The following is a 19,610-nucleotide window of genomic DNA, read 5'->3' on the forward strand; positions in this document are numbered from 1 at the left end:
ATCGGAGGGCTTTATTGTTTCTATGATTTATGCAAGACGCTTTCCGTCTTGCGAATCAGTCTCGTAGGGTGATTTTGACTCAAGTTTAGTCGTTTGTTGTAAGGCACGAAGAACTTGTGCTCGGGTCACCACGCCAACAAGACGGCCGTCGGCCAGTACCGGCAAAACTGACGGGCGATTAGGGGGCGAATGTTTTGCACGTGCGGTCAGTGACGCAGAGTTGAGTTGCGTTGCATACCCCATGCTCGATGTCGGAAACAGCGCCGCTTTGTCGAGGCAAAAGTATTCTAATACATCAAGCAAGGTATCGCTTACCGACACCGCGCTGATCTCATCGTTCATCACCGTCACGACGCTTTGTTCCATTTGAGTAGGGTGCGGATGGCTCCACACCTCAATCATGGCGTCGTGAATCGAAAAGAATCCGATCAATTCATTCTGAGTATTGACCACAGGTGCGCCGTCGATGTGCTGCTCAAGTAGCGTATCAATGGCTTTGCCGATCGGAGTGTTAGCAACGAACTGAACCGGATGCGTGTCCATAATTGTCCCGATAGTTACGGTGTCTTCGCCGCGATAAAGGGTGTGGGCGCTGATTTTTTCGGGTTGAGTGATCGCCTGACTGTCCGCCGCTTTAAGCTGAGGCCGACGATAAATAGACCAGTTTGCTAAACCTACCAACACGGCGCCCCCCACTATGTTGCCGAGTGTGACTGGGATTAAGTTTGCTGTGATGAAATGGCCGACCGTCAAGTCGTAAAACTGCGAAGCAGGCACACCGATTTGCGACCAAAAAGGCTCTGGAGCAAAGCTGTGGATGGCGATGCCAAGTGGCACCATAAACATATTAGCCACACAGTGCTCAAAGCCGCTGGACACAAACATTGCCACCGGCATCACCGTCATGGCAGCTTTCGTCATGGTATTGGCACTGCTAAAGGTCAACCATATGGCCAAACACACGAGAAGATTACACAAAACGCCCAGTGCAAATGCCTGAACGGGCGTGTGATGCAGTTTATGCTGCGCGATGTTCAGCGCATTTAGTCCCCACTGGCCTTGATCTAAGCCGTACAAGCCTGCAAAAAATACAATAATCAGCAGCAGTGAGGCACCGATAAAGTTACCCAAGTAAACCTTACCCCAAATTGACAGCATCTTGGTGGCACTGATTTGTCGGTTCGCCCAGGAAATGCTCGACAACACCGAGCTGGTAAAGAGTTCGCCGCCACAAATGACGATCAAAATTAGTCCCATACTGAATGCCAAACCGCCGACTAAGCGACTCAATCCCCAACCGGCTCCGGCATTATCGGTGGTCACCGTAATATAGAAGACGAACGCTAAACCGATAAATGCACCAGCCATGATCGCGAGGCTCAGTGTCATCGTGCTGGTTTTGTTGGCTTTACTGAAAGCAAACTTTTCCGCTTCCGCCATCATCTCGGCGGGTGAAAAAGAGACCTTCTCGTTGTGTGTTTGTGTCATCGCTCCCCCCAAACTCCTTTCAATGCAGACTATGCATCCTATTGTCCTTGTGGATTCATTGTAGGGTAGGCAAAGATTCAGTAAAGATAAAATTGATTAATGTTTTAATTGCCATCAATTAAATTGATATAGATAAATAAAATAGCGATTAAGGGAGGGGGCGAAAAGAGTATCAGAAGCATTGATAGGGAGAAGGGGTAAAACAAAACCCTCCAAAAGAGGGCTTTGCGCTGGTTATTGGAGCTCAGAATTTGTGGTTTTTAATCATCCGATGCGCTTCGCGCTTAATACAATCCAATAACGGGTGATCTTCCATGTCTGCACGCCAGATAAATGAAATCGCTCGATTCATTTTCAGCTCCGGTACGTTCAGCGCGGCAAGTTCACCGCGTTCAATATAGGGTGCGACATCGAGGTAGGGGAGACATGACAGGTATTTACCATTGGCGACAAGCCGACGAATGACCGGAATGTGCGCGTATTCACGCCATACGTCAAGGTCAGGGATCAACGGCAACATCGCCCCTTCAAACACAGAGCGAGTACCGGCGCCGCCTTCACGCAGCACCCATTGGGCTTGCTCTAATTGCGCCAAACTGACGCGTTCGTTTTTGGCGTATGGGTGATGCGCTGAACTGATCACAACGAGGTGATCTCGGAACCACTCTTCTTGATGTGTACGGTTATCGTCACATCGACCTTCGATAATGCCGAGGTCATATTTATAATCGAGTACGCCTTGGATGACCTGATTGGTACTTTTGACATCCAAAGCGGTGCGGATCTCTGGAAAATCATTATCAATGGTACTAATTAGCTCGGGGACGAGGTGCTCCGCGGGAGTTTGGCTAGCACCAATATTGATATTGCCACTGAACAAATGTTGGTCATAGAAACCGATTTCGATCTGTTCTGCATCCTGCAGGAGCCTTTTTGCTCTCGGTCTTAGCCAGTTGCCCCAGTGGCTAAGGCGCATGTATTTACCCTGACGAATAAACAGCTCTCTGCCGAGGAGCTTTTCCAACTGGCTCAAGGACATACTCGCAGCGGATTGGGTAATGGCCAGTTTATCAGCGGCTTGGCTGACGCTACCCAGTTCGGCCACGGCATCAAATACCGCGAGTTGTTTCAAAGAATACCGCACCGTTTCTCCTCTTTGTTTCTATTCAGGCAAAGCATAATTGAGGCGTAGTCGCTCAAAATTGGGTAAGATTGTATATCAGAAAATCTGATTCAGAAATGAAAATAAATCAATTTTTCAATTTATTCCTGCTCTGTCATAGTCAGTGTTTCAGCTCTTGAATACTATACTATCAGAGTGTTAGCCCAGCGCTTCGAGATCAAGCTCCCATTGATGATCGTTGTGGCTTCGTCAGTCTGAAACACCCTATCAATCCGATTGATAACCCTTCTCTTGCTATAACGAAAAGCCTAAATTTTATTTCATATCAATAAAATTGAATCTAAAAATAAATAAAATCAAATTTACTAATACAATTGCACTTTGTAACATGGCGTCCAGCAGTGAGGTATGGGCTGCTGAGTTATTGAATTTTTGTTGGATTGGCATGGGATGCCGACCGCTATTTTTTAGGAGAATGTTATGAGTGCATTGTTAACCGTAAGCGACATTGTCAATTCGAACGCACCAGTATTACGTCAAGATACGCCCCTTTACGCGGCGATCGACCAGTTTTTACAACACAACACCAACGGTGCTGCCGTTTGCGATGAGCAGGGTAAGTTAGTTGGCTTCTTTTCGGCACATGACGTAATGACTGAAATGTGGTGTCAGGATTACATCCCCGACACTCAAGTAACGATTGGTCAATTGATGAAAACCGATGTGGTCACAATTGGCTTTGAAGAGCGCCTCACTGATGTGATGGAGTTTCTCGCGCTTGATAAAGACCAGATTTATCCAACAACTGCGATGGGTATTGCCACACGTTTGAGCACACTCTCTTTGGAAGAGCGCGTCAAAAGCATCAAGGTGAATCGCCCACAAATTCTGCCCGTTCTTAATGATGGCAAGTACGTGGGTGTGGTTTCGCGTACAGAAGTGCTGCGTGCACTGCGCACCTTATTTAAAGAAGCGCCAACGGCGACGTCGCCTGTCAGCACACCTCAAGCAGACACCAGTGTCGCTTAATTCGAGTTTATAGTTGGAGTTATAATGGAACAGTTTTCCCATCTAGCGGCGTTTAATCATTACGTGTTGGCGTTTGTCGCTCTTTCGATCATGGTACTGGTCGCTCGCACAATTGTTGCGGGTACCAAGTACTCTTCACTATTGGTGATCGTCGTGTTTGGTTTAGGCCTTGGATCCTTGTTGGTTCAAAGTGGTATGGCTCAGCCGGGATTAACCGACTTTCCTGTGGTCGTGATGATGAGTCAAACCACCGTCATCGCTTTGATTGCCTCTTTCTTCGTTGGAGGACAAGAGATTAAGCGTTTGTTGTCAAAACACGAGATGTCGGACGACAGTTACTTCACGCCGTCGAACAAAGAAATGGTACTGGGAACGAACACTACTCAGTTCATGTTTATTGTGCGTGCGTTTTTATTATTGCTCGGTATCGATATGGCGGACGCGCTGCTGTCTGGGCGCGCGAGCCATTATCAATTGGGCGATTCTTACTTGCTGCTGGCTTACATCAGCCTAGCGATCGCGTTCATCCTAGTGGATAGCAAAGCGATTTTCGCCTGTAAACAGTCTTACATTCGCAAGGGGGTGGTGGAAGCCGTTGCGATTGTACTGGTACTGAAGTTTTCGTTGATGCTGTCTAATATCGTGCAAGCCTACATCGGTCTACCTCAGATTTTCTTTGCGATGATTTTATCATCGGGCCTTGGTGCTATGTTGCCAAAGTGGAAGTTAGGGCCAACCATGAACTCACTGTTGTTCGCTGGTATTCCACTTGTATTGGCCGGAAGCTTCTTGGTCGGCGGTTCGCACATGCTTGAAGCGTTCGCAATTCCGGGTCTATCGAGCGTGATCGTTTACGGTTTTGCAGGACAAGTGTTCTGGATGTTTGGTGGATTAGCGCTGTTGATCTTTGTTGGTCGTGCTAACCATCTGAGAAACTTGGCACCGGGTATGGCAGGTGGCTTGTCTCACTCAGGGCTAACAGGGGCATGTACAGCAGGGGATTTCGGTCGCACTGCGGCATCAAGAGCGCCTATCATGATCAACATTCCGTTTGCAGGTCATATCTTTGTGTTTACGATTCTTGCGGCGAGTGCTGAGAGTGGTGCACTGCTCGTACAATGGACATTGCCGCTGATTTTAGTCGGGGGAGCATTTGTTTTCCTTGCACTGAAAAATCTACGCAATGCCGATGGTAGCGAGGCAAAAGAGGTGAAAGGGTTGATGCTATTTTCCCTAGGTTGGCAAATTATGGCAGTCTTCGGTAGCTTTACCCTTCTGAGTTTGGCGGGAATGTCGTTGGAACATGCATCAATGGCAGCGTCTTCAGGCTTATCTCACTTTGGTCTATTCGCTGCGGTGCAAGAGGGCATGTTTGGTAGTGCAGCGGCCAGCTTGATCACCTTCACTTTCGCGATGACTTTCTTAGTCCATCCACTCGTCTTCGGTATGTTCGGCAAAGCGGCGGAACGTGAGGGCGTGATGACAGAAAAAGTGGTTGGCGTGTTAGCCACCTTGGGACTTGCTGGTGTGGTTTACTCGACTATGTTGATCTAGCCCCCACGTCATTTGTCGATACAAAAAATGGCCAAGCATTACGTTTGGCCATTTTTGCTTTCTGTTTACTAAATCTGTTTAAATATCGATTGCGTCACTAATTAATGTAACGAATGAATTTGTGTTGCGCAATAGTGTGATCAATGTAACTTAATAAGGCTGAGCATAGCGATATGATGGCGGCAATTTCTAACGCTACCGATTTTCTCTGTGAGGCATTATGACGACATTACTCGCGATATCGCTGACCACCGGCTTACTTTCCGGCCTGTGGGGCTGGATTGCCATCTCACTCGGTTTGCTGACCTGGGCAGGATTTCTAGGCTGCACCAGTTACTTTGCTTCTCCGACTTCAGGCTTAAAAGGCTTAGCACAAAGCTTAGTCACCAACCTAAGCGGTGTGTTTTGGGCAATGGTGATCATTCACGCTAGCCAGTTTGCTTCGCTAGAAATACTTGGCTATGTCATTACTGCGATTGTCGCTTTTTTCATGTGTATTCAAGCGAAACAGTCCTGGCTGGCTTATATCCCAGGTACATTCATCGGTTCGTGCGCGACGTTTGCCGCAAATGGTGATTGGCAACTGATTGTTCCATCGCTGATGTTGGGCGGCGTGTTTGGTTATGCGATGAAAGCGTCTGGCCTATGGTTGCAACAAAAGTCTCAATCCAATGGCAAATCCGCGTCAGCGAGAAGCAGCCAAGCTGTGAGCCAGTAGTGCGTTATTTCTACTTCCCCCCGATTGAGTATCTTCTTCGCACTCTCAACCTGAATGAGTGAGCCTTTTGATACAACGGCATCTCTTTGTGATTTGCCGTTTTTTCGTTTGTTGGTCATGCCGATTTATAACCTTAGGGCGTGTTGCCGTTCGCCATCGTAATCACGCGCTTTAATGTCCATCTAAGCAGTATTGGAATGCACTCGACGCCTTGCTCTTCACAATGGTGGACCAGTGCGAGTGCTAAGTCGGGTTTGGCGTATTTCTTCAGCACCCTCGCGACCACCTTTTTCGCGGGAATAGGATGATCCAAAGGCACCTTGATTTTTTCCTTGAAGAAAGATTCAAAACCGTTGTTGTAAAGATAGTGTTCGATGTCTCGATCGGGCAGCTCGGTGAGACGATGTCTTTGCTGATCATGCCCCAATTGCGCTTTTACCGCCGCCGCGTACTTTTTGCCAGCTGCATCGCCATCGGTCACCACATGCCAATCGATACCAAAGGCTTTAGCGACTTTGATCAGAGATTTCAGCCCTGATTGCGCAAACTCGATGATTTGTACGCCCTCTGCGGCGAGGTTATAGCCGCATTGATTGGCCAGTTCATTAAACAGCCACACTTCTGTTTCTCCCTCCACCAACAACCAACAACGTGCAAACAGCGCTCCGGAGCGGTGAAAGCGAATGTGGAAACCAATCCGTCGAAGCTCATCGCGGCTAAAACGTTGTTCTGGCAAGTAGTAGGTGATGGTTTTATCGGATTGGCGCACTAGACGTCGAAGACTGCGCATTGGCACTTGACCAAGTAGTTCTCCACTGTTGGTCGTGAGAATCTTTTGCATAGGCAGCAACTGCAACAGCCCCCACGCACGAGCTAAGTGGGTGGGGTGTAAGCGACCTTCGGGATCTTCAATGATCAGCAGAGGACGTGCGCAGCGACGAAGTTTGTTTGGCCCTTTAGCCTGTAAATAAGCGTTGAGGAGTGTCATAAACAGCAACCGCGTCTGCTTATTGTGCGTTTCCGCGACGACCTGCGTAATGCTCTTGTTGCTGCTTGGAGCGTTAAAGAAGATGCCGTCACGCTGCTTCCGCGGATTCTTACGACTGCTGGATTTAAAGGAGAAATAGTGATCGACCAACACGTTCATCGAGTTGAGGCTACTGCGCATTTCGCCTTTGTTGACATGACCAGGGATGGCCATCAAACGGCGGCAAGTGTTATCAATACGTTTCTCTGATCGTTCGTTGACGCCGTTACCGTTGGTGAAAGGGCGTTCAAATCGGCGCGAGTCTTTTAACCGAATTACGGGGTGAAGCGACATCAACTCCTGAGCGAGCTTCTCTGAGTGGGGTAACGGCAAAGGATCCCCTTGATCGTTGAGAAAAGCATAGCGGGTCGAGATGGAATGCCCGTCGCGTGAAGCACTTAAACGGTAGATAATCCTTTGTACACCTTCCTCGTCGGTGATCCAGATCGGTTTGATTTTACGATAGCGCCCGGAGCGAACTTCATTTTTATCCGTCGCGATGAGGCTGAGCACAATTTGTAAGTGTTGGGTTTGCGGATGAGCAATGGAGTAATCAACATGAAAGTCCGTCATTTCAAATTGATACGGTGTGCCTTCAGACGGCAAGGCAACGCTCAGTGCGTCGAGCAGTGACGATTTACCCCAGGTGTTTTCGCCAATCAGCGTGGTGAGTTCATCAAATGCGATAGATAAGCGGCGGATACCGCGAAAGCCAGAAATTTCGATTCGCTCTAATCTCATAGAGTCACTCCGTTTTGGCTATAGACAGTTTAAGCATAATTGAAAAAGTGTGGTTTAGCAGATATTTACCTCACAAACAGGCAATTATGCACAAGTCACACTGAGTGATGTATATCAAATGGCATGTTCAATAAAAGTGTGAAATATAATGAATCTGTCATACCGATTGCGTTAGGATGACGGGAAAAGAGAGTAGAGAAGACAGATAAAAACTATAACATGACAAAATTACGTATAGCGCACATTAACGATACCCATTCCTATTTTGAACCCTCCTCGTTACAGCTCACATTGAACGTGGAAGGTGACACACTCACACCTTACGTCAGCGCCGGGGGCTTTGCTCGCATCGCCACTCGCGCAAAACAGCTTAGAGACGAGGCGCAACAGGCCGGTGATGCCTTCCTCTTTCTCCACGCAGGAGATTGCTTTCAAGGCACGCTTTACTTTTCGCTGTTTAAAGGGGAAGCAAACGCCACCATGCTCAATGCGCTAGGCATAGATGCCATGGCGTTAGGCAATCATGAGCTTGATATGGGCAACTTACCCGTCGCGCAGTTTGCCCAGCGAATCGAGTTTCCGCTGCTGGCAGGCAACTGGGATCTGAGTCAAGAGCGCCAAGACAAACCCACGCGTTTATCCGATAACCCTAAGGTTATCGCCTATCAATCCCAAACACGTACGGCTGGTTGGATAGAGAGAACCGTCGGGCAGAGCAAAGTGGCGATTTTCTCCCTAGCGTTGGATAAGATGGAAGACATCTCTAATCCAGATGTTGATACGCCGTTTGTCTCCACCATTGAAACCGCGCGGGCCACCGTGGCTGCCATCCATCAAGCGGGGATCCGCAATATTATTTTGCTTAGCCATATGGGCTACGACGCAGACTTGGATATCGCCAATCATGTCGATGGGATTGGCTTGGTGATTGGCGGTCACAGCCATCGCCTGCAAGGCGACTTCTCGGCGCTCGGACTTGCTAAAGACGATGAATACGGAGTGAAGGTCAACAATACCTATGTTGTGCAAGCAGGCTATCACGCACTGAGCATGGGTCATTGTGACATTGAGTTTGATGATCACGGACAGGTGATCGTATTTAACGGAAAAAATGAGCTATTACTAGGCCGACAACTGTTTATTGATGCTTCGCGAAGTCAAGCGCATACAGAACGCCGTTATCAAGCCGCGAGACATTTTATTGATGCGTATCCTCAAGCGGTGGTCTGCAAAAAAGATCCCACGGTCTATCAACTTTTAGAGCGCCAATACAGCTGTCATGTCCGCAGCCTACAAAACACATACATTGCGGATGCGGGTCGCTATCTCCGCCATGTGAGGATCCCTGATACGCAAGGGCCGAGCGAACTCGCGCCTCTCGTCGCGCGCTCTTTTGTCCATTCGATGCGCAAGCGCGGTATGACAGTGGATTTTGCCATTCACAATGCCGGAGGAGTGAGAAACTCACTCAATATTGGCCAAGTGAGTGTGGCAGACATTGCTGGCAAACTTTTGCCCTTTGCCGTCCCTATTGGCGTATATGAAATTGAGGGGCAGCATCTTTATCGCGTGATAGAAGGCGCCATCAACAACGCGCTCAGCAATGGAGTTGAAGGGACAGGGGATGGCTCTTACCCATACACGTACAACTTGCGCTTTACTTACAATGAATCGTCACCCATCGGTGAACGAATCACGCGGCTAGAGGTGAGAAGCTCAGGCAACCAATGGGTGAAAGTTGAACAAAATCAAACCTATGTGGGCACATCATCGGCTTACACCATGAAAGGGAAAGAAGGCTACGACGCCATCTTGAACATGGTTGGCGAGGGAGTGGTGACCCCCATGTCGATGGCCGATTGCTTTATCGAAATGCTCCAAGACTGCCCCGACACCCTCAATGCCAAGCACGTAGGGACGTCAAAATCCAAATTGGCATAGAGTATGCTAAGCCATTAATGTCAGCAGAGAGACCGAAACGGTTTACGATAAGCGAACTCAAAGGTAAGACATTATGTGGCGTAAAGACTGGATTGATGTCGTCGTGGTGATCAGTTGGATAAGCGTTTGGTCGGCATTGGTGTATTTCGTACCAATGGGCACGATTTGAAAGCGATACTCACCGACATGATGATCCCATTAAACATATAAGAGCGCACATTCACCGTGCGCTCTTTTCATTTTTGAGGATTCGTCATACCACCGCCGCGGAAAATAAACATTAGCAATTGTTATGGCTTTAAGGCAAACAATTCGATAATTTATGGTTCTAACCTGCAAATTTCTATCAATCTGGTGGTAAATGACGCTACCGAGCGCTCACACAGCGATTAAGACAGTAAAAACGCCACATCAGTAGCAACAAGACGACGACAAGATGGATATCAACAAGTTGATGACGAAAATTATGCACGACTAGGTGTAAAAGTTTTGTAAACGGCGCAAGAGAGAAGAAATGTCTGTAGAAAAACTATGCACATTAACGAGAACTCTACGCACTTTTTAACCCCTTTGATGCATAATCCGTTTTTGTTCTGTTAACGACTTGTTTTATTAGAAAATCTAATTTGAATAGGGAAATTTTGTCATTTTTTGGCCAACATAAGTTTGTCTATTATTAGCCCAACAAAACGTACAGATTTATAGAGAGGCAATCATGGCACAAGCAATGCAAATGGGCACACTAAACCCAACTATCTCTATGGACAAAAAAACCTACGCGGTTTCTTTCAAAGGATTGATTGCTCACTTACTCGATATTCTATTTACCGACAACAGCCAGCCACGCGCGTATTATGCGGATCAGCTGTCAGGTCACATGCAAAAGGATATCGGTCTCTACCGTTAACACCAAACGTTAATACGAAAACGCCAGCTCACGTCGAGCTGGCGTTTTGCTTTCTTAACGGCTCATTACTTCTTACGAGTAAATTCAGCAATCACGTACATCGACTGACCGCCGTTTGCTTTACCAGAAACAAGCTTAGGATCGTCACCAATGCTGATACCACGGATAACCGTACCTTGCTTAATGACTTGGTTGGTGCCTTTTACGGGAAGGTCTTTGATTACCGTTACGTCGTCACCTTTCTTTAGCTCAACGCCATTGCAATCAAGAGGTTTGTCATCAGCAGACATACCTTGCATCGCCCACGTTTTCTGATCTTCTTCCATGTACATCATGTCTAGCGCATCTTGTGCCCAGCTCTCGCTGTTGAGGCGCGTTAACTGACGCCAAGCGGTCACTTGCACAGGTGGAACTTGACTCCACATGCTGTCATTGAGGCAGCGCCAGTGGTTAATGTCTTTTGGCTCATCAATTTCTGATAGACACTTGTCGCAAACCATAATCGCATGATCAACGGTCACGTGGCTGTGAGGCGGCACTGCATACGCCGTCAATGGTGCGTCACTGGCGCACAATTCACACTTAGATTCACAACGTTCTAGCATAGTAGCTTCTGAAGACATAAAGGACTCACATTTGATGGGTGTTTAATCTAGGCGGCTTATTATGCACACTATCGGGTAAAAATAAAGGGCGTGAACGATCGTTCAATTGATATATGTTTAGTGACAGTGTCACTCAAGAGCTTTACCTGACGTAGTCGAGTCGGCATAATTCGCGGGTGAATTTTGCACGTAAATAACCAAAGGAACCCTCTTGGAACTCTTTTCTATCGACTTTCTAGGCAAGCCGCTGCGGGGCGAAGCCTCTATGGCAGGCTGGCAACAGATCTATTGGGACAACCACTTAGTGTCACAACTCGATGCCAATGCCGAGCACGGACACGAATCAAGCCACCAATTTGAGTTACTCAAAGGGGATGAGCGCTTAGACTGCAAAGTAGAATTGACGTTGCAGTGGCAGCCGTTTTCACTTGAGGTGAGAGTGATACTCAACGATCAACTCTATTCAACCACCACACGCACGGAAAAAGACATTGAACGTCAGCAGCCGACGCGCCCACCAAAGGCAGAAAGACGATTTAGCCTGATCGGCTTAGTCTCTTTAGGTATGAAAGCACTAAAGAGCGCCAAACTGATTAAGGTTGTACTGGCGTCAGCCAGTTTAGCCGCCTATTCATGGCTGTTCTCGTTTCAGTTTGCCTTAGCACTACTGGCTTGCTTAATCTTTCATGAATATGGGCACGTCAAAGCAATGAAATACTTTGGCATGAAAACCAAAGGCATCTATTTAGTGCCGTTTCTCGGCGGACTCGCTCTCAGCGACGAAAAGATTAACACTCGCTGGCAAGACGTGGTGATCTCAATCATGGGGCCAATGTTTGGCTTCATCCTTTCATTAATGTTGACGTTAGTCTATCTGCTCACAGGGGAAGCCTTCTTTGCGGGGTTGGCGGTGTTTAATGCACTGCTTAATTTGTTTAATTTGCTGCCTATTCTGCCTCTCGACGGCGGCCATGTTCTAAAAAGCATCAGCTTCTCAATGAACAGCGTCGCTGGCATCGTACTGTGCAGTGCGGCAGCTGGGGCAGGGGTCTTGCTTAGCTATTCGCTCGGTCTGACCTTGTTTGGCTTCTTGCTCATCATGGGCATGCTTGAGATCGTATTGGAGTGGCGTGGCCGCCATGCGAGCCATTTATTACCGCTCGACCGATATGGACAAGTTGTTTCATCCATATGGTATGTGGGCTTGGTAGCGGGGTTGGTCGCGATAATTGCCTTCTTTGCTAATACGGGCGATGAGTTGCTACGCCTACCTCTATTGATACTGGGCACCTAATTGACCCGATACGTGCCGCGCTATCACGCTTACAGCATGAACTAGGTAGAAATAACGGGAGCATGCTCCCGTTGGTCATTGTGTAGAGTATGCACACTCAGCATTGTGGTTTGCTTACGCTGCTCGCTGGCAGCGTTTTCATTTTCGCGCTGAGATCGTCGATACGCGTACTGTGAGAGGGGTGGGTCGAGAGTAGCTCAGGTGGCGTATTGCCCCCGGAGGCTTTCGCCATATTTTGCCACAGCGCGATGCTTTGCTTAGGGTCAAAACCGGCTTTGGCCATCAATTCTAACCCAACGATATCCGCCTCGGATTCTTGGGTACGCCCGTAGGGCAACAGCACGCCATATTGAACGCCAACGCCAAGTGCCGCCATCGTCATGTCGCGATACTCTGAACTGCCCAACGCGATGTTGGTGATTTGTAAGCCTGCATTGGCAATTTGAGATTGAGACAAGCGCTCGTTACTGTGATCGGCGAGTACGTGAGCAATTTCATGGCCAATCACCGTTGCTAGCTGATCTTGATTGACCGCGACGTTTAACAACCCGATGTACACGCCGATTTTTCCTCCGGGGAGCGCGAAGGCGTTGACTTGGTCACTGTCGAATACCACCACTTCCCACTCGTCAAATCCCGCTTGCTTGGGCACATGAGCCGTAATGGTTTTGGCAACGCACTGCACGTACGCATTCGTTTTGGCATCGGTACTGATCGGCTGTTCGCTTTTCATCTGTTCAAATGACTGGGCACCCAACGAGCTCATATCTTGATCGGAAAATAAAATCAGCTGTGATCGCCCCGTCGGCGATGAGCTACAGGCGGACAACGCGAGGCTTGCAGCGATTAAGGATAGCGACAAGCCGCGCTTATAAGTGATGTGCATGACGTTCTCCATCTAGGTAACGAATGTGCCAGCGTCGGCATTGTGAGTAATGACGCTTGAGTTATTCCGCTTCATTATGCTACAACGCGACTCTGTTTCCTACGCACCAACCGCGCGACAACGCTTTTTATTACGACGGATCACAGAATGAAAATATGGAAAAAAGAGATCGATCTGGAAAAACTTAATCAAACCTCAAAAAACACTCTGATTGAGCATCTCAATATCGTCTATACCGATTTTGGTGATGACTCCCTAACGGCCACCATGCCCGTGTGTCATTTTACCCACCAACCACTCGGTATGCTTCATGGCGGCGCTTCAGTGGTGCTCGCAGAAACACTCGGTTCACTGGCCGCAAACTTCTGTGTTGATAACGAAAGCTATTGTGTTGGACTTGATATTAACGCCAACCACGTTCGCGCGATGCGGGAAGGGCATGTCATCGGTACAGCCAGACCCGTGCATTTGGGCGTTTCTACACAAGTGTGGCAAATTGATATCACCGACGAAAGGCAACGACTGGTGTGCACCAGTCGCTTGACCATCGCGGTTAAGAAACATCGTGGAACGAAAGCTCATGCTCATTGAGTTCAGTTTAGGGAAAATCATCGCGACACCCAATGAAGTGGTGATTAAGTTAGCAGGGCCGGGTAGAGTCACGTTACAAGCCCAAGCGGACGCCGTCATGATCTATGGTGGCGGTAACGTGATTGCGGTAAGAGCGTCTGAAGCTAGCTGGTCAATCTCGCTCGATAACGCCCATCAATTAACCCAAGTTGCCGATCAATTAGGTATCGCAATATCATAGAACTCGGTATTGGGGTGAGATATCAAAACTTGCATGTGAGCTCATAAATGAGGAAACTAGTTTGGAATCCAAAACCAACGAATTTCCCCTTTATGAGTAGCCCAAGATTACGCGTCCAGTTCGAAACTTTATTTGAGCACTACCAAGGCAAAGATTGTGGTGTCCAACTAGAAGAGATCACAGAGATCTTATTCTGCACACGGCGAAATGCGCGAATCGTGCTGAATAAAATGGAAGAAGAGGGGTGGCTTGAGTGGCACCCAGCACCGGGGCGCGGCAAGCTCTCCCAGTTGGTGTTCAAACGTAGCCGCAGTGACGTCAGCGAAACTCTAGCTCGCCGATATTTAGATGAGGGAAAAATCAGCCAAGCGCTCAAAGCGCTCGATCAAGATACCGCTAAGTTAGCTCAAGTGATTGAAAGCTACTTAGGCGTGGTCCACCAGCAAGGTGAGCAGGTGATTCGCTTACCCTACTATCGGCCCTTATCCACTCTCAATCCCGCTAAAAGGGTTCGCCGTTCAGAGCTGCACATCATCACGCAGATATTCAGCGGTTTAACTAAAATTGGCGATCAAGAGCGTATCGAGCCGGATATTGCGCACAATTGGGAGTTGGTGACACCGCAGCATTGGCGCTTTTACATTCGTAGCGGGGTACGCTTTCACAACGGAGAGTTGCTTACTATTGAGCACATTTTGTCCGTTCTGCGCCGATTGAGCCAAAACACGCTCTTTTCTCATATCGAATGCGTTGAGTGTCGTTACGCTAACACTATTGATGTATACCTTTCTAGGCCTGATTACCATTTGCCTGTTCTGTTAGCAGAGTCGAGTGCGAAGATCACGTTGCCAGAGCGAGACCAACAAGACGATTATGACGCGTTTCCCATTGGTACAGGACCGTTCAAAGTGGTTCAAAATGATGCCAAACGTCTGGTACTTCAAGCGCACGATGGGTATTTTGGCTACCGACCTTTACTCGATCGTGTGGAAGTATGGGTGATTGAGCGTGCGCTCTCTTCAATGATTTTTCCGAGCCTTTCACAGCCAATTGCGACTGGCATTGAGCGTGTCACAGATAATGTCGAGCTAGACCCAGGTTGTACCTTTTTGCTCTTCAATCGTAAAACGGGACTAGCTAAAGAGTCACAATGGGCAAGCTATTTCCATGACCGCCTAGCCACGCTCAATTTATTTAAACAAATTCCTGATGAGAAATTAGTCGAGTTGGGCGCTCTGCCGGCACATGGACTCAAGCCAGGTTGGTATCACCACATAAAAACCGACGCTGTCGAAACTCCCTCAACAGAGCGAGAGGTGACGGTTGCCTACCAATCGCAACACCCGATGTTTCCGACTTTGGTTAAGTGTATAGAGCGTGTTCTCAAACAAGACAAGGTATCAGTTCGCCTCATTCGTTATGAGCACGAGACACCTGATCTCGCCGATGTGGATATCTGGGTTAAAGCGATGGGCATCACTAACAATCGTGATGATGCATTGGCTGCTTGGTTACTCAGCTACAGCGATATTGAAGCGATGAGCCAGTCAGATGACTTTCAATATTGGCAGCAACTTGTGATGGATTGGCAAAGTGATCAAAACCGGCCTTTTCCCGCTAAAGCACTAGGGCAGTCTCTTGTGGAAAGAATGCAGTTAATTCCGATGTTCCACTGTTGGTTGGGAGTGAGTAAAGATCAATGCGGTTCATTGCAAAATGCGCAGTGTAACGCGTTGGGTTGGTTTGATTTTAGTTCAGTATGGGTGAAACCAGAACTCGGACAGTGATAGTCTCAAGCACTCACTGCTCAATGTTAATTATTTGTAATAAAGGCATATGTTATCTCAAAGATAAGACGGATTTATGTGTCAAAAATAAATCATAGCGCAGCTTTTTTGAACTGAGTCGATAAAACTGGCAAAAAAGTGAACATTTGAACTTTGCACGACGACGTAAAGTGTTAGAATTACCGAAGTTTAAATTCGGTATTTTCAACAAATCAACGAGGTTCATAATGGAACTAGGTTTAATCGTCGCTTTCATCGTCGCTGCTGCGCTTATGGTTAAGAAAGAGATGGCTAGCTCAAACGCTTAATGGATTCCAACCCTTTTTTATTCACTTTTATTGGAAACCAAAAAAAGCTCCCTTTATTTAAAAGGGAGCTTTTTTGTTTTTGACGTCGTCAATATTTAGAATTCGTACTTAGCCGTGATTGCCCAGTTACGACCCGGTTGAGTGAAATCTTTGTCCTCTTCTACAAAGCCTTTGACATCATTCCACTCGTAATACTCTTCGTCCGTTACGTTGAAGAGTCCGGCGCGTAGCGTCAGATCTTTCATTGGTACGTAGTAAGCCGTTAGGTCGACAATGGTCGCGGCATCAATACCGATGTAATCTCCACGAGTTGAGCCTTCAGAGTTGATGTCTTTGGCTTTCTTCTCCGCGTTATAGGTGACACTCAACGCGCTACCCCAAGTACCAGCAGGTGCGTCGTAATTGAGGCCAACCACAGTGTTCCATGGTGTCACGTCGTTAAGTGGTTTACCTTCTCCATCTTCACCCTCGGTGTAAGCCGCGGCAACACGCGTACTGATCCCGTTAAGTGGCAACAGCTCATCCCAATAGAATGTGTTTGAGAGCTCTACACCTTTGATGGTTGCTTGATCAATGTTGATGTATTGAATAACTGCAGGATCCGCTGGCGTAAATGAACCGCTGACCGTATCGCTAGAGATAAAGTTGTCGTAGTCACTGTAGAACATGGCCAACTCTGTGGCTGAGTTCTCTGTGTTGTGGCGCCAGCCTAACTCATACGAGACACTCTTCTCTGCCTCAAGATCAGGGTTAGGTTTATTGATGTAGCCATAATTAGGGTTGCCATAGGAGTAGTACAACTCTTGGAAATCAGGGGCTCTAAAACCTTGACTCACTTGAGCAAAGAGTTTGTGCTGCTTATTCAGTGCATACACCGCACCTAGACGTCCAGTGAGAGCAGAGTCGGAGAACTTTTGGTAATCAGACGCTGGGTTTTCACTTGGGTTTTCCGAGCTGTCGCCAGGTTTTGTCTCAAAGCTGTCAAAACGGACACCTGGAGTCAGCGTAAGTTGACCAATGGTGATCGTATCTTCGATAAATAAGCCGTAGTTTCGTTCAGAGGCAGAAGGAATGTAGAAAATCGTTTTGTCATCATCAATCGAGTTGTATTCGTTATTGATGTTTTTGATATCTTTATCGGCAAACGACAGTCCGTAGACGAGGAAGTGCTCCGTTGAACCTAGGTTAAATCCTTTATCAAACTGCGCGTCAAACTGGAAGCCTTCGTCCGAATAGAGGTAATCTTTACGCTGCACGTTACCTGCCGTCGGCAAGTACATTCCACCATTTGAGGTACGATTGGTCACACCATTTTCTTCTTTGCTCAACCAATCCAACTGCCAGGTCACCGTGTCTGCAATAGACGCGTCTGCATTCCAAATGTGTTTAATGCCGATCTGCTGCTTGTCGGTCGTATCATCACCGTTGTAATCACTGTAGCTGTCGCTAATAAACTGCGTGTCTACCGTATCGTGCAAGATATTACCCGTAAACTCGAAACGGTGATCATCTGACGCTTGGTATTGAAGCTTAACCAATAGACTGTTGGCCGTGGTGTCTTGCTCATCAGGCTCGCCAAAGTTATCCACTTCATTCCCATCCCTGCGCGTGTAGGCGACGAGACTTTCTAAATTGCCTGTTTTGTTGGCAAGTGCAATCGACTCACTGAACGTATTGTCAGAAGATGAGAAATTGAACTTAGCATGGCCACCAAAATTTCGACCTTTCAGTAAATCACTCGGGTCGATGGTCTGAAAAGCGACGATCCCACCGATAGCGCCTGAGCCATAAAGGGAAGAGGCGGCCCCCTTAACCACTTCAACCGATTTTAGCAGGTCAGTGTCTACATCAATACGTGAGGAGTTGATAAAGTTGTACGACTGACCACCGCTTGGCGCAAACTGGTTGGTTTGGTTGACGCCATCCACCAAAACTTGAATTCTGTTTCCTTCCATGCCGCGAATGTTGATGCCTTGCACACCTTGACGAGAGTTTGTCTGTACACTCACACCCGGTGTGTACTTGAACAAATCCTCAAGACCTGTGGTCATATTACTTTCGATTTCGTCGTTATCGATCACCGCAACCGATGCAGCAACATCACTAAGCTGTTGATCAGTACGCGTTGCCGATACCACAACTTCGTCAAATAGGGCATACTCTTGTGCATACGCACTCGTTGTTAGGGCTAAAACAATCGAAGCCGACAATAGTGATTTCTTATACATTTATGATTACCTTAAATCCATTAGGTTTGGTTGAACGGCGTGAATTTTATTGGATCTAAATGATAATTACTATCGTTATCAATATCACTTTTGTGTTGAACTATTGGAATTAGAATGAATCCTATCAATATTTCATATATAAAACATAAACTTAAACTTGTAGAATAGTCAGCGTATTAGTAAAAACAAGACTTCATTAGTGAGATATAGGTCACAATAATGATTCTCATTTATAGGAATGTAAGCGATGCAAAGCCCGATAACGTTAGAAGCCTTACACATATTGGACGCGATTGATCGAAGAGGAAGCTTTGCGGCCGCCGCGAATGAATTGGATAAAGCGCCATCATCTTTGAGCTATCAAATTCAGAAACTCGAGCAAGACCTCGATATCACCATCTTTGATCGTTCTGGGCACAAAGCGAATTTCACTGAGGCAGGCAAACTGATTCTCGAACGAGGTAGGGCCATATTGGCGGCGACAGAGAAACTCGTCAATGACGCCAGTGTGATAGCCAATGGGTGGGAGCTCGATATTACACTCGCGTTCGATGGCATCATTCCTGTTCACAACTTTTTCCCCCTTGTCGATGCGCTTGGCAATGTCAGTTCAACTCGAGTCAAACTGCAAGAAGAGATTTTAGCCGGCAGTTGGGAGGCATTGAGTACGGGTCGAGCTGACCTGTTAGTGTGTCCGAAACTGGATGCGCTTCCCCATGACGTTAAGGCTGAAACTTTAGGGGAAATGAAAATGATTTGGGTCGCGGCCAGTGATCACTATGTACACAAACGTTCAGGCGCATTTAATGAGTCTGCGCGTGAGAAGTATCGTGTTATTGCGATTGCGGATACAGCAAGAGAGCAACCGGCGATCAGCATCAATGTGATGCAGCGCCAACCGCGTTTAACCGTCACGACCTTTGCTGCCAAAGTCGATGCTCTGCGCAGTGGCCTAGGCATAGGAACGCTTCCCGCCGAACTGGCGCAAAGCTTGATTGAAAAAGGGGAGCTCAAACAGATCACCGATACCGAACCTGTCACCATCGACATCGTCTTAGCTTGGAAGCGCAATAAAATGGGCGAAGCCAAGTCTTGGTGCATCCAATACCTGAAGAAAAACTGGAAGTCTCTGGCAAAAATCTAATATCAACTCACGGATTTCA

The 19,610-nt window shown here is 47.5% G+C and carries 16 protein-coding genes; 10 read left to right on the forward strand and 6 right to left on the reverse strand.

Annotated elements, in window-relative coordinates; translation table 11 throughout:
- Positions 1–27 precede the first annotated feature (27 nt).
- On the reverse strand, positions 28–1,488 hold the full coding sequence (gene focA / locus AC6R10_RS15475; RefSeq protein WP_500672791.1) for a formate transporter FocA: 1,461 nt from the start codon (positions 1,486–1,488) through the stop codon (positions 28–30).
- Positions 1,489–1,732: 244 nt separating this feature from the next.
- Positions 1,733–2,632 carry a LysR substrate-binding domain-containing protein gene (locus AC6R10_RS15480; protein ID WP_487901515.1) on the reverse strand — a complete coding sequence of 300 codons (900 nt, stop codon included), beginning with the start codon at positions 2,630–2,632 and terminating at the stop codon, positions 1,733–1,735.
- 459 nt (positions 2,633–3,091) lie between these two features.
- Between AC6R10_RS15480 and AC6R10_RS15485 the strand changes: the two genes are divergently transcribed.
- From AC6R10_RS15485 to AC6R10_RS15495, 3 genes are all read left to right on the forward strand, one after another.
- Positions 3,092–3,640, forward strand: a complete 549-nt coding sequence (locus AC6R10_RS15485; RefSeq protein WP_500672792.1) for a CBS domain-containing protein — start codon at positions 3,092–3,094, stop codon at positions 3,638–3,640.
- Positions 3,641–3,664: 24 nt separating this feature from the next.
- Entirely contained in the window at positions 3,665–5,194 is a 1,530-nt protein-coding gene (locus tag AC6R10_RS15490) for a hypothetical protein (RefSeq protein WP_500672793.1), read from the forward strand.
- A gap of 220 nt (positions 5,195–5,414) precedes the next feature.
- Positions 5,415–5,912, forward strand: coding sequence for a DUF1097 domain-containing protein (locus tag AC6R10_RS15495; RefSeq protein WP_500627167.1), 498 nt, complete (start codon positions 5,415–5,417; stop codon positions 5,910–5,912).
- 133 nt (positions 5,913–6,045) lie between these two features.
- Here AC6R10_RS15495 and AC6R10_RS15500 read toward each other — a convergent pair whose 3' ends face one another.
- Positions 6,046–7,680, reverse strand: a complete 1,635-nt coding sequence (locus AC6R10_RS15500) for an ATP-dependent endonuclease (RefSeq protein WP_500672794.1) — start codon at positions 7,678–7,680, stop codon at positions 6,046–6,048.
- Between the two features lie 219 nt (positions 7,681–7,899).
- On the opposite strand from AC6R10_RS15500, the gene AC6R10_RS15505 reads away from it, so the two are divergent.
- Positions 7,900–9,621, forward strand: coding sequence for a bifunctional metallophosphatase/5'-nucleotidase (locus tag AC6R10_RS15505; protein WP_500672795.1), 1,722 nt, complete (start codon positions 7,900–7,902; stop codon positions 9,619–9,621).
- Between the two features lie 715 nt (positions 9,622–10,336).
- Positions 10,337–10,528, forward strand: a complete 192-nt coding sequence (locus AC6R10_RS15510) for a hypothetical protein (protein ID WP_487901509.1) — start codon at positions 10,337–10,339, stop codon at positions 10,526–10,528.
- A gap of 65 nt (positions 10,529–10,593) precedes the next feature.
- On the opposite strand, the gene AC6R10_RS15515 is transcribed toward AC6R10_RS15510, so the two are convergent.
- The gene (locus AC6R10_RS15515) at positions 10,594–11,151 is read right to left on the reverse strand and encodes a PhnA domain-containing protein (protein ID WP_334551864.1); all 558 of its coding nucleotides are present in this window, start codon (positions 11,149–11,151) and stop codon (positions 10,594–10,596) included.
- 193 nt (positions 11,152–11,344) lie between these two features.
- Here AC6R10_RS15515 and AC6R10_RS15520 point away from each other — a divergent pair, with 193 nt between their 5' ends.
- Positions 11,345–12,427, forward strand: a complete 1,083-nt coding sequence (locus tag AC6R10_RS15520) for a site-2 protease family protein (protein ID WP_500672796.1) — start codon at positions 11,345–11,347, stop codon at positions 12,425–12,427.
- 97 nt (positions 12,428–12,524) lie between these two features.
- Here the strand turns inward: AC6R10_RS15520 and AC6R10_RS15525 are convergent, their stop codons facing one another.
- Entirely contained in the window at positions 12,525–13,313 is a 789-nt protein-coding gene (locus AC6R10_RS15525) for a M48 family metallopeptidase (protein WP_500672797.1), read from the reverse strand.
- 147 nt (positions 13,314–13,460) lie between these two features.
- Here AC6R10_RS15525 and AC6R10_RS15530 point away from each other — a divergent pair, with 147 nt between their 5' ends.
- The 3 genes from AC6R10_RS15530 to AC6R10_RS15540 all read left to right on the forward strand — a co-directional run bounded on the left by AC6R10_RS15530 (position 13,461) and on the right by AC6R10_RS15540 (position 15,911).
- Positions 13,461–13,904, forward strand: a complete 444-nt coding sequence (locus AC6R10_RS15530) for a hotdog fold thioesterase (RefSeq protein ID WP_500672798.1) — start codon at positions 13,461–13,463, stop codon at positions 13,902–13,904.
- Complete coding sequence (locus tag AC6R10_RS15535; RefSeq protein ID WP_500672799.1) at positions 13,894–14,124, forward strand: DUF3389 family protein; 231 nt, start codon at positions 13,894–13,896, stop codon at positions 14,122–14,124. The genes AC6R10_RS15530 and AC6R10_RS15535 overlap by 11 nt, the downstream gene beginning before the upstream one ends.
- A 92-nt stretch (positions 14,125–14,216) precedes the next feature.
- Positions 14,217–15,911, forward strand: coding sequence for an SgrR family transcriptional regulator (locus AC6R10_RS15540; RefSeq protein ID WP_500672800.1), 1,695 nt, complete (start codon positions 14,217–14,219; stop codon positions 15,909–15,911).
- Positions 15,912–16,314: 403 nt separating this feature from the next.
- Here AC6R10_RS15540 and AC6R10_RS15545 read toward each other — a convergent pair whose 3' ends face one another.
- A complete protein-coding gene (locus tag AC6R10_RS15545) occupies positions 16,315–18,447 on the reverse strand; it encodes a TonB-dependent hemoglobin/transferrin/lactoferrin family receptor (RefSeq protein ID WP_500672801.1) in 2,133 nt (710 codons plus the stop codon).
- 247 nt (positions 18,448–18,694) lie between these two features.
- Here AC6R10_RS15545 and AC6R10_RS15550 point away from each other — a divergent pair, with 247 nt between their 5' ends.
- Positions 18,695–19,591, forward strand: coding sequence for a LysR family transcriptional regulator (locus tag AC6R10_RS15550; protein WP_500672802.1), 897 nt, complete (start codon positions 18,695–18,697; stop codon positions 19,589–19,591).
- The last annotated feature ends 19 nt before the right edge of the window (positions 19,592–19,610 follow it).

This window comes from Vibrio sp. R12-SG2-ISO1 (genome assembly GCF_059834045.1).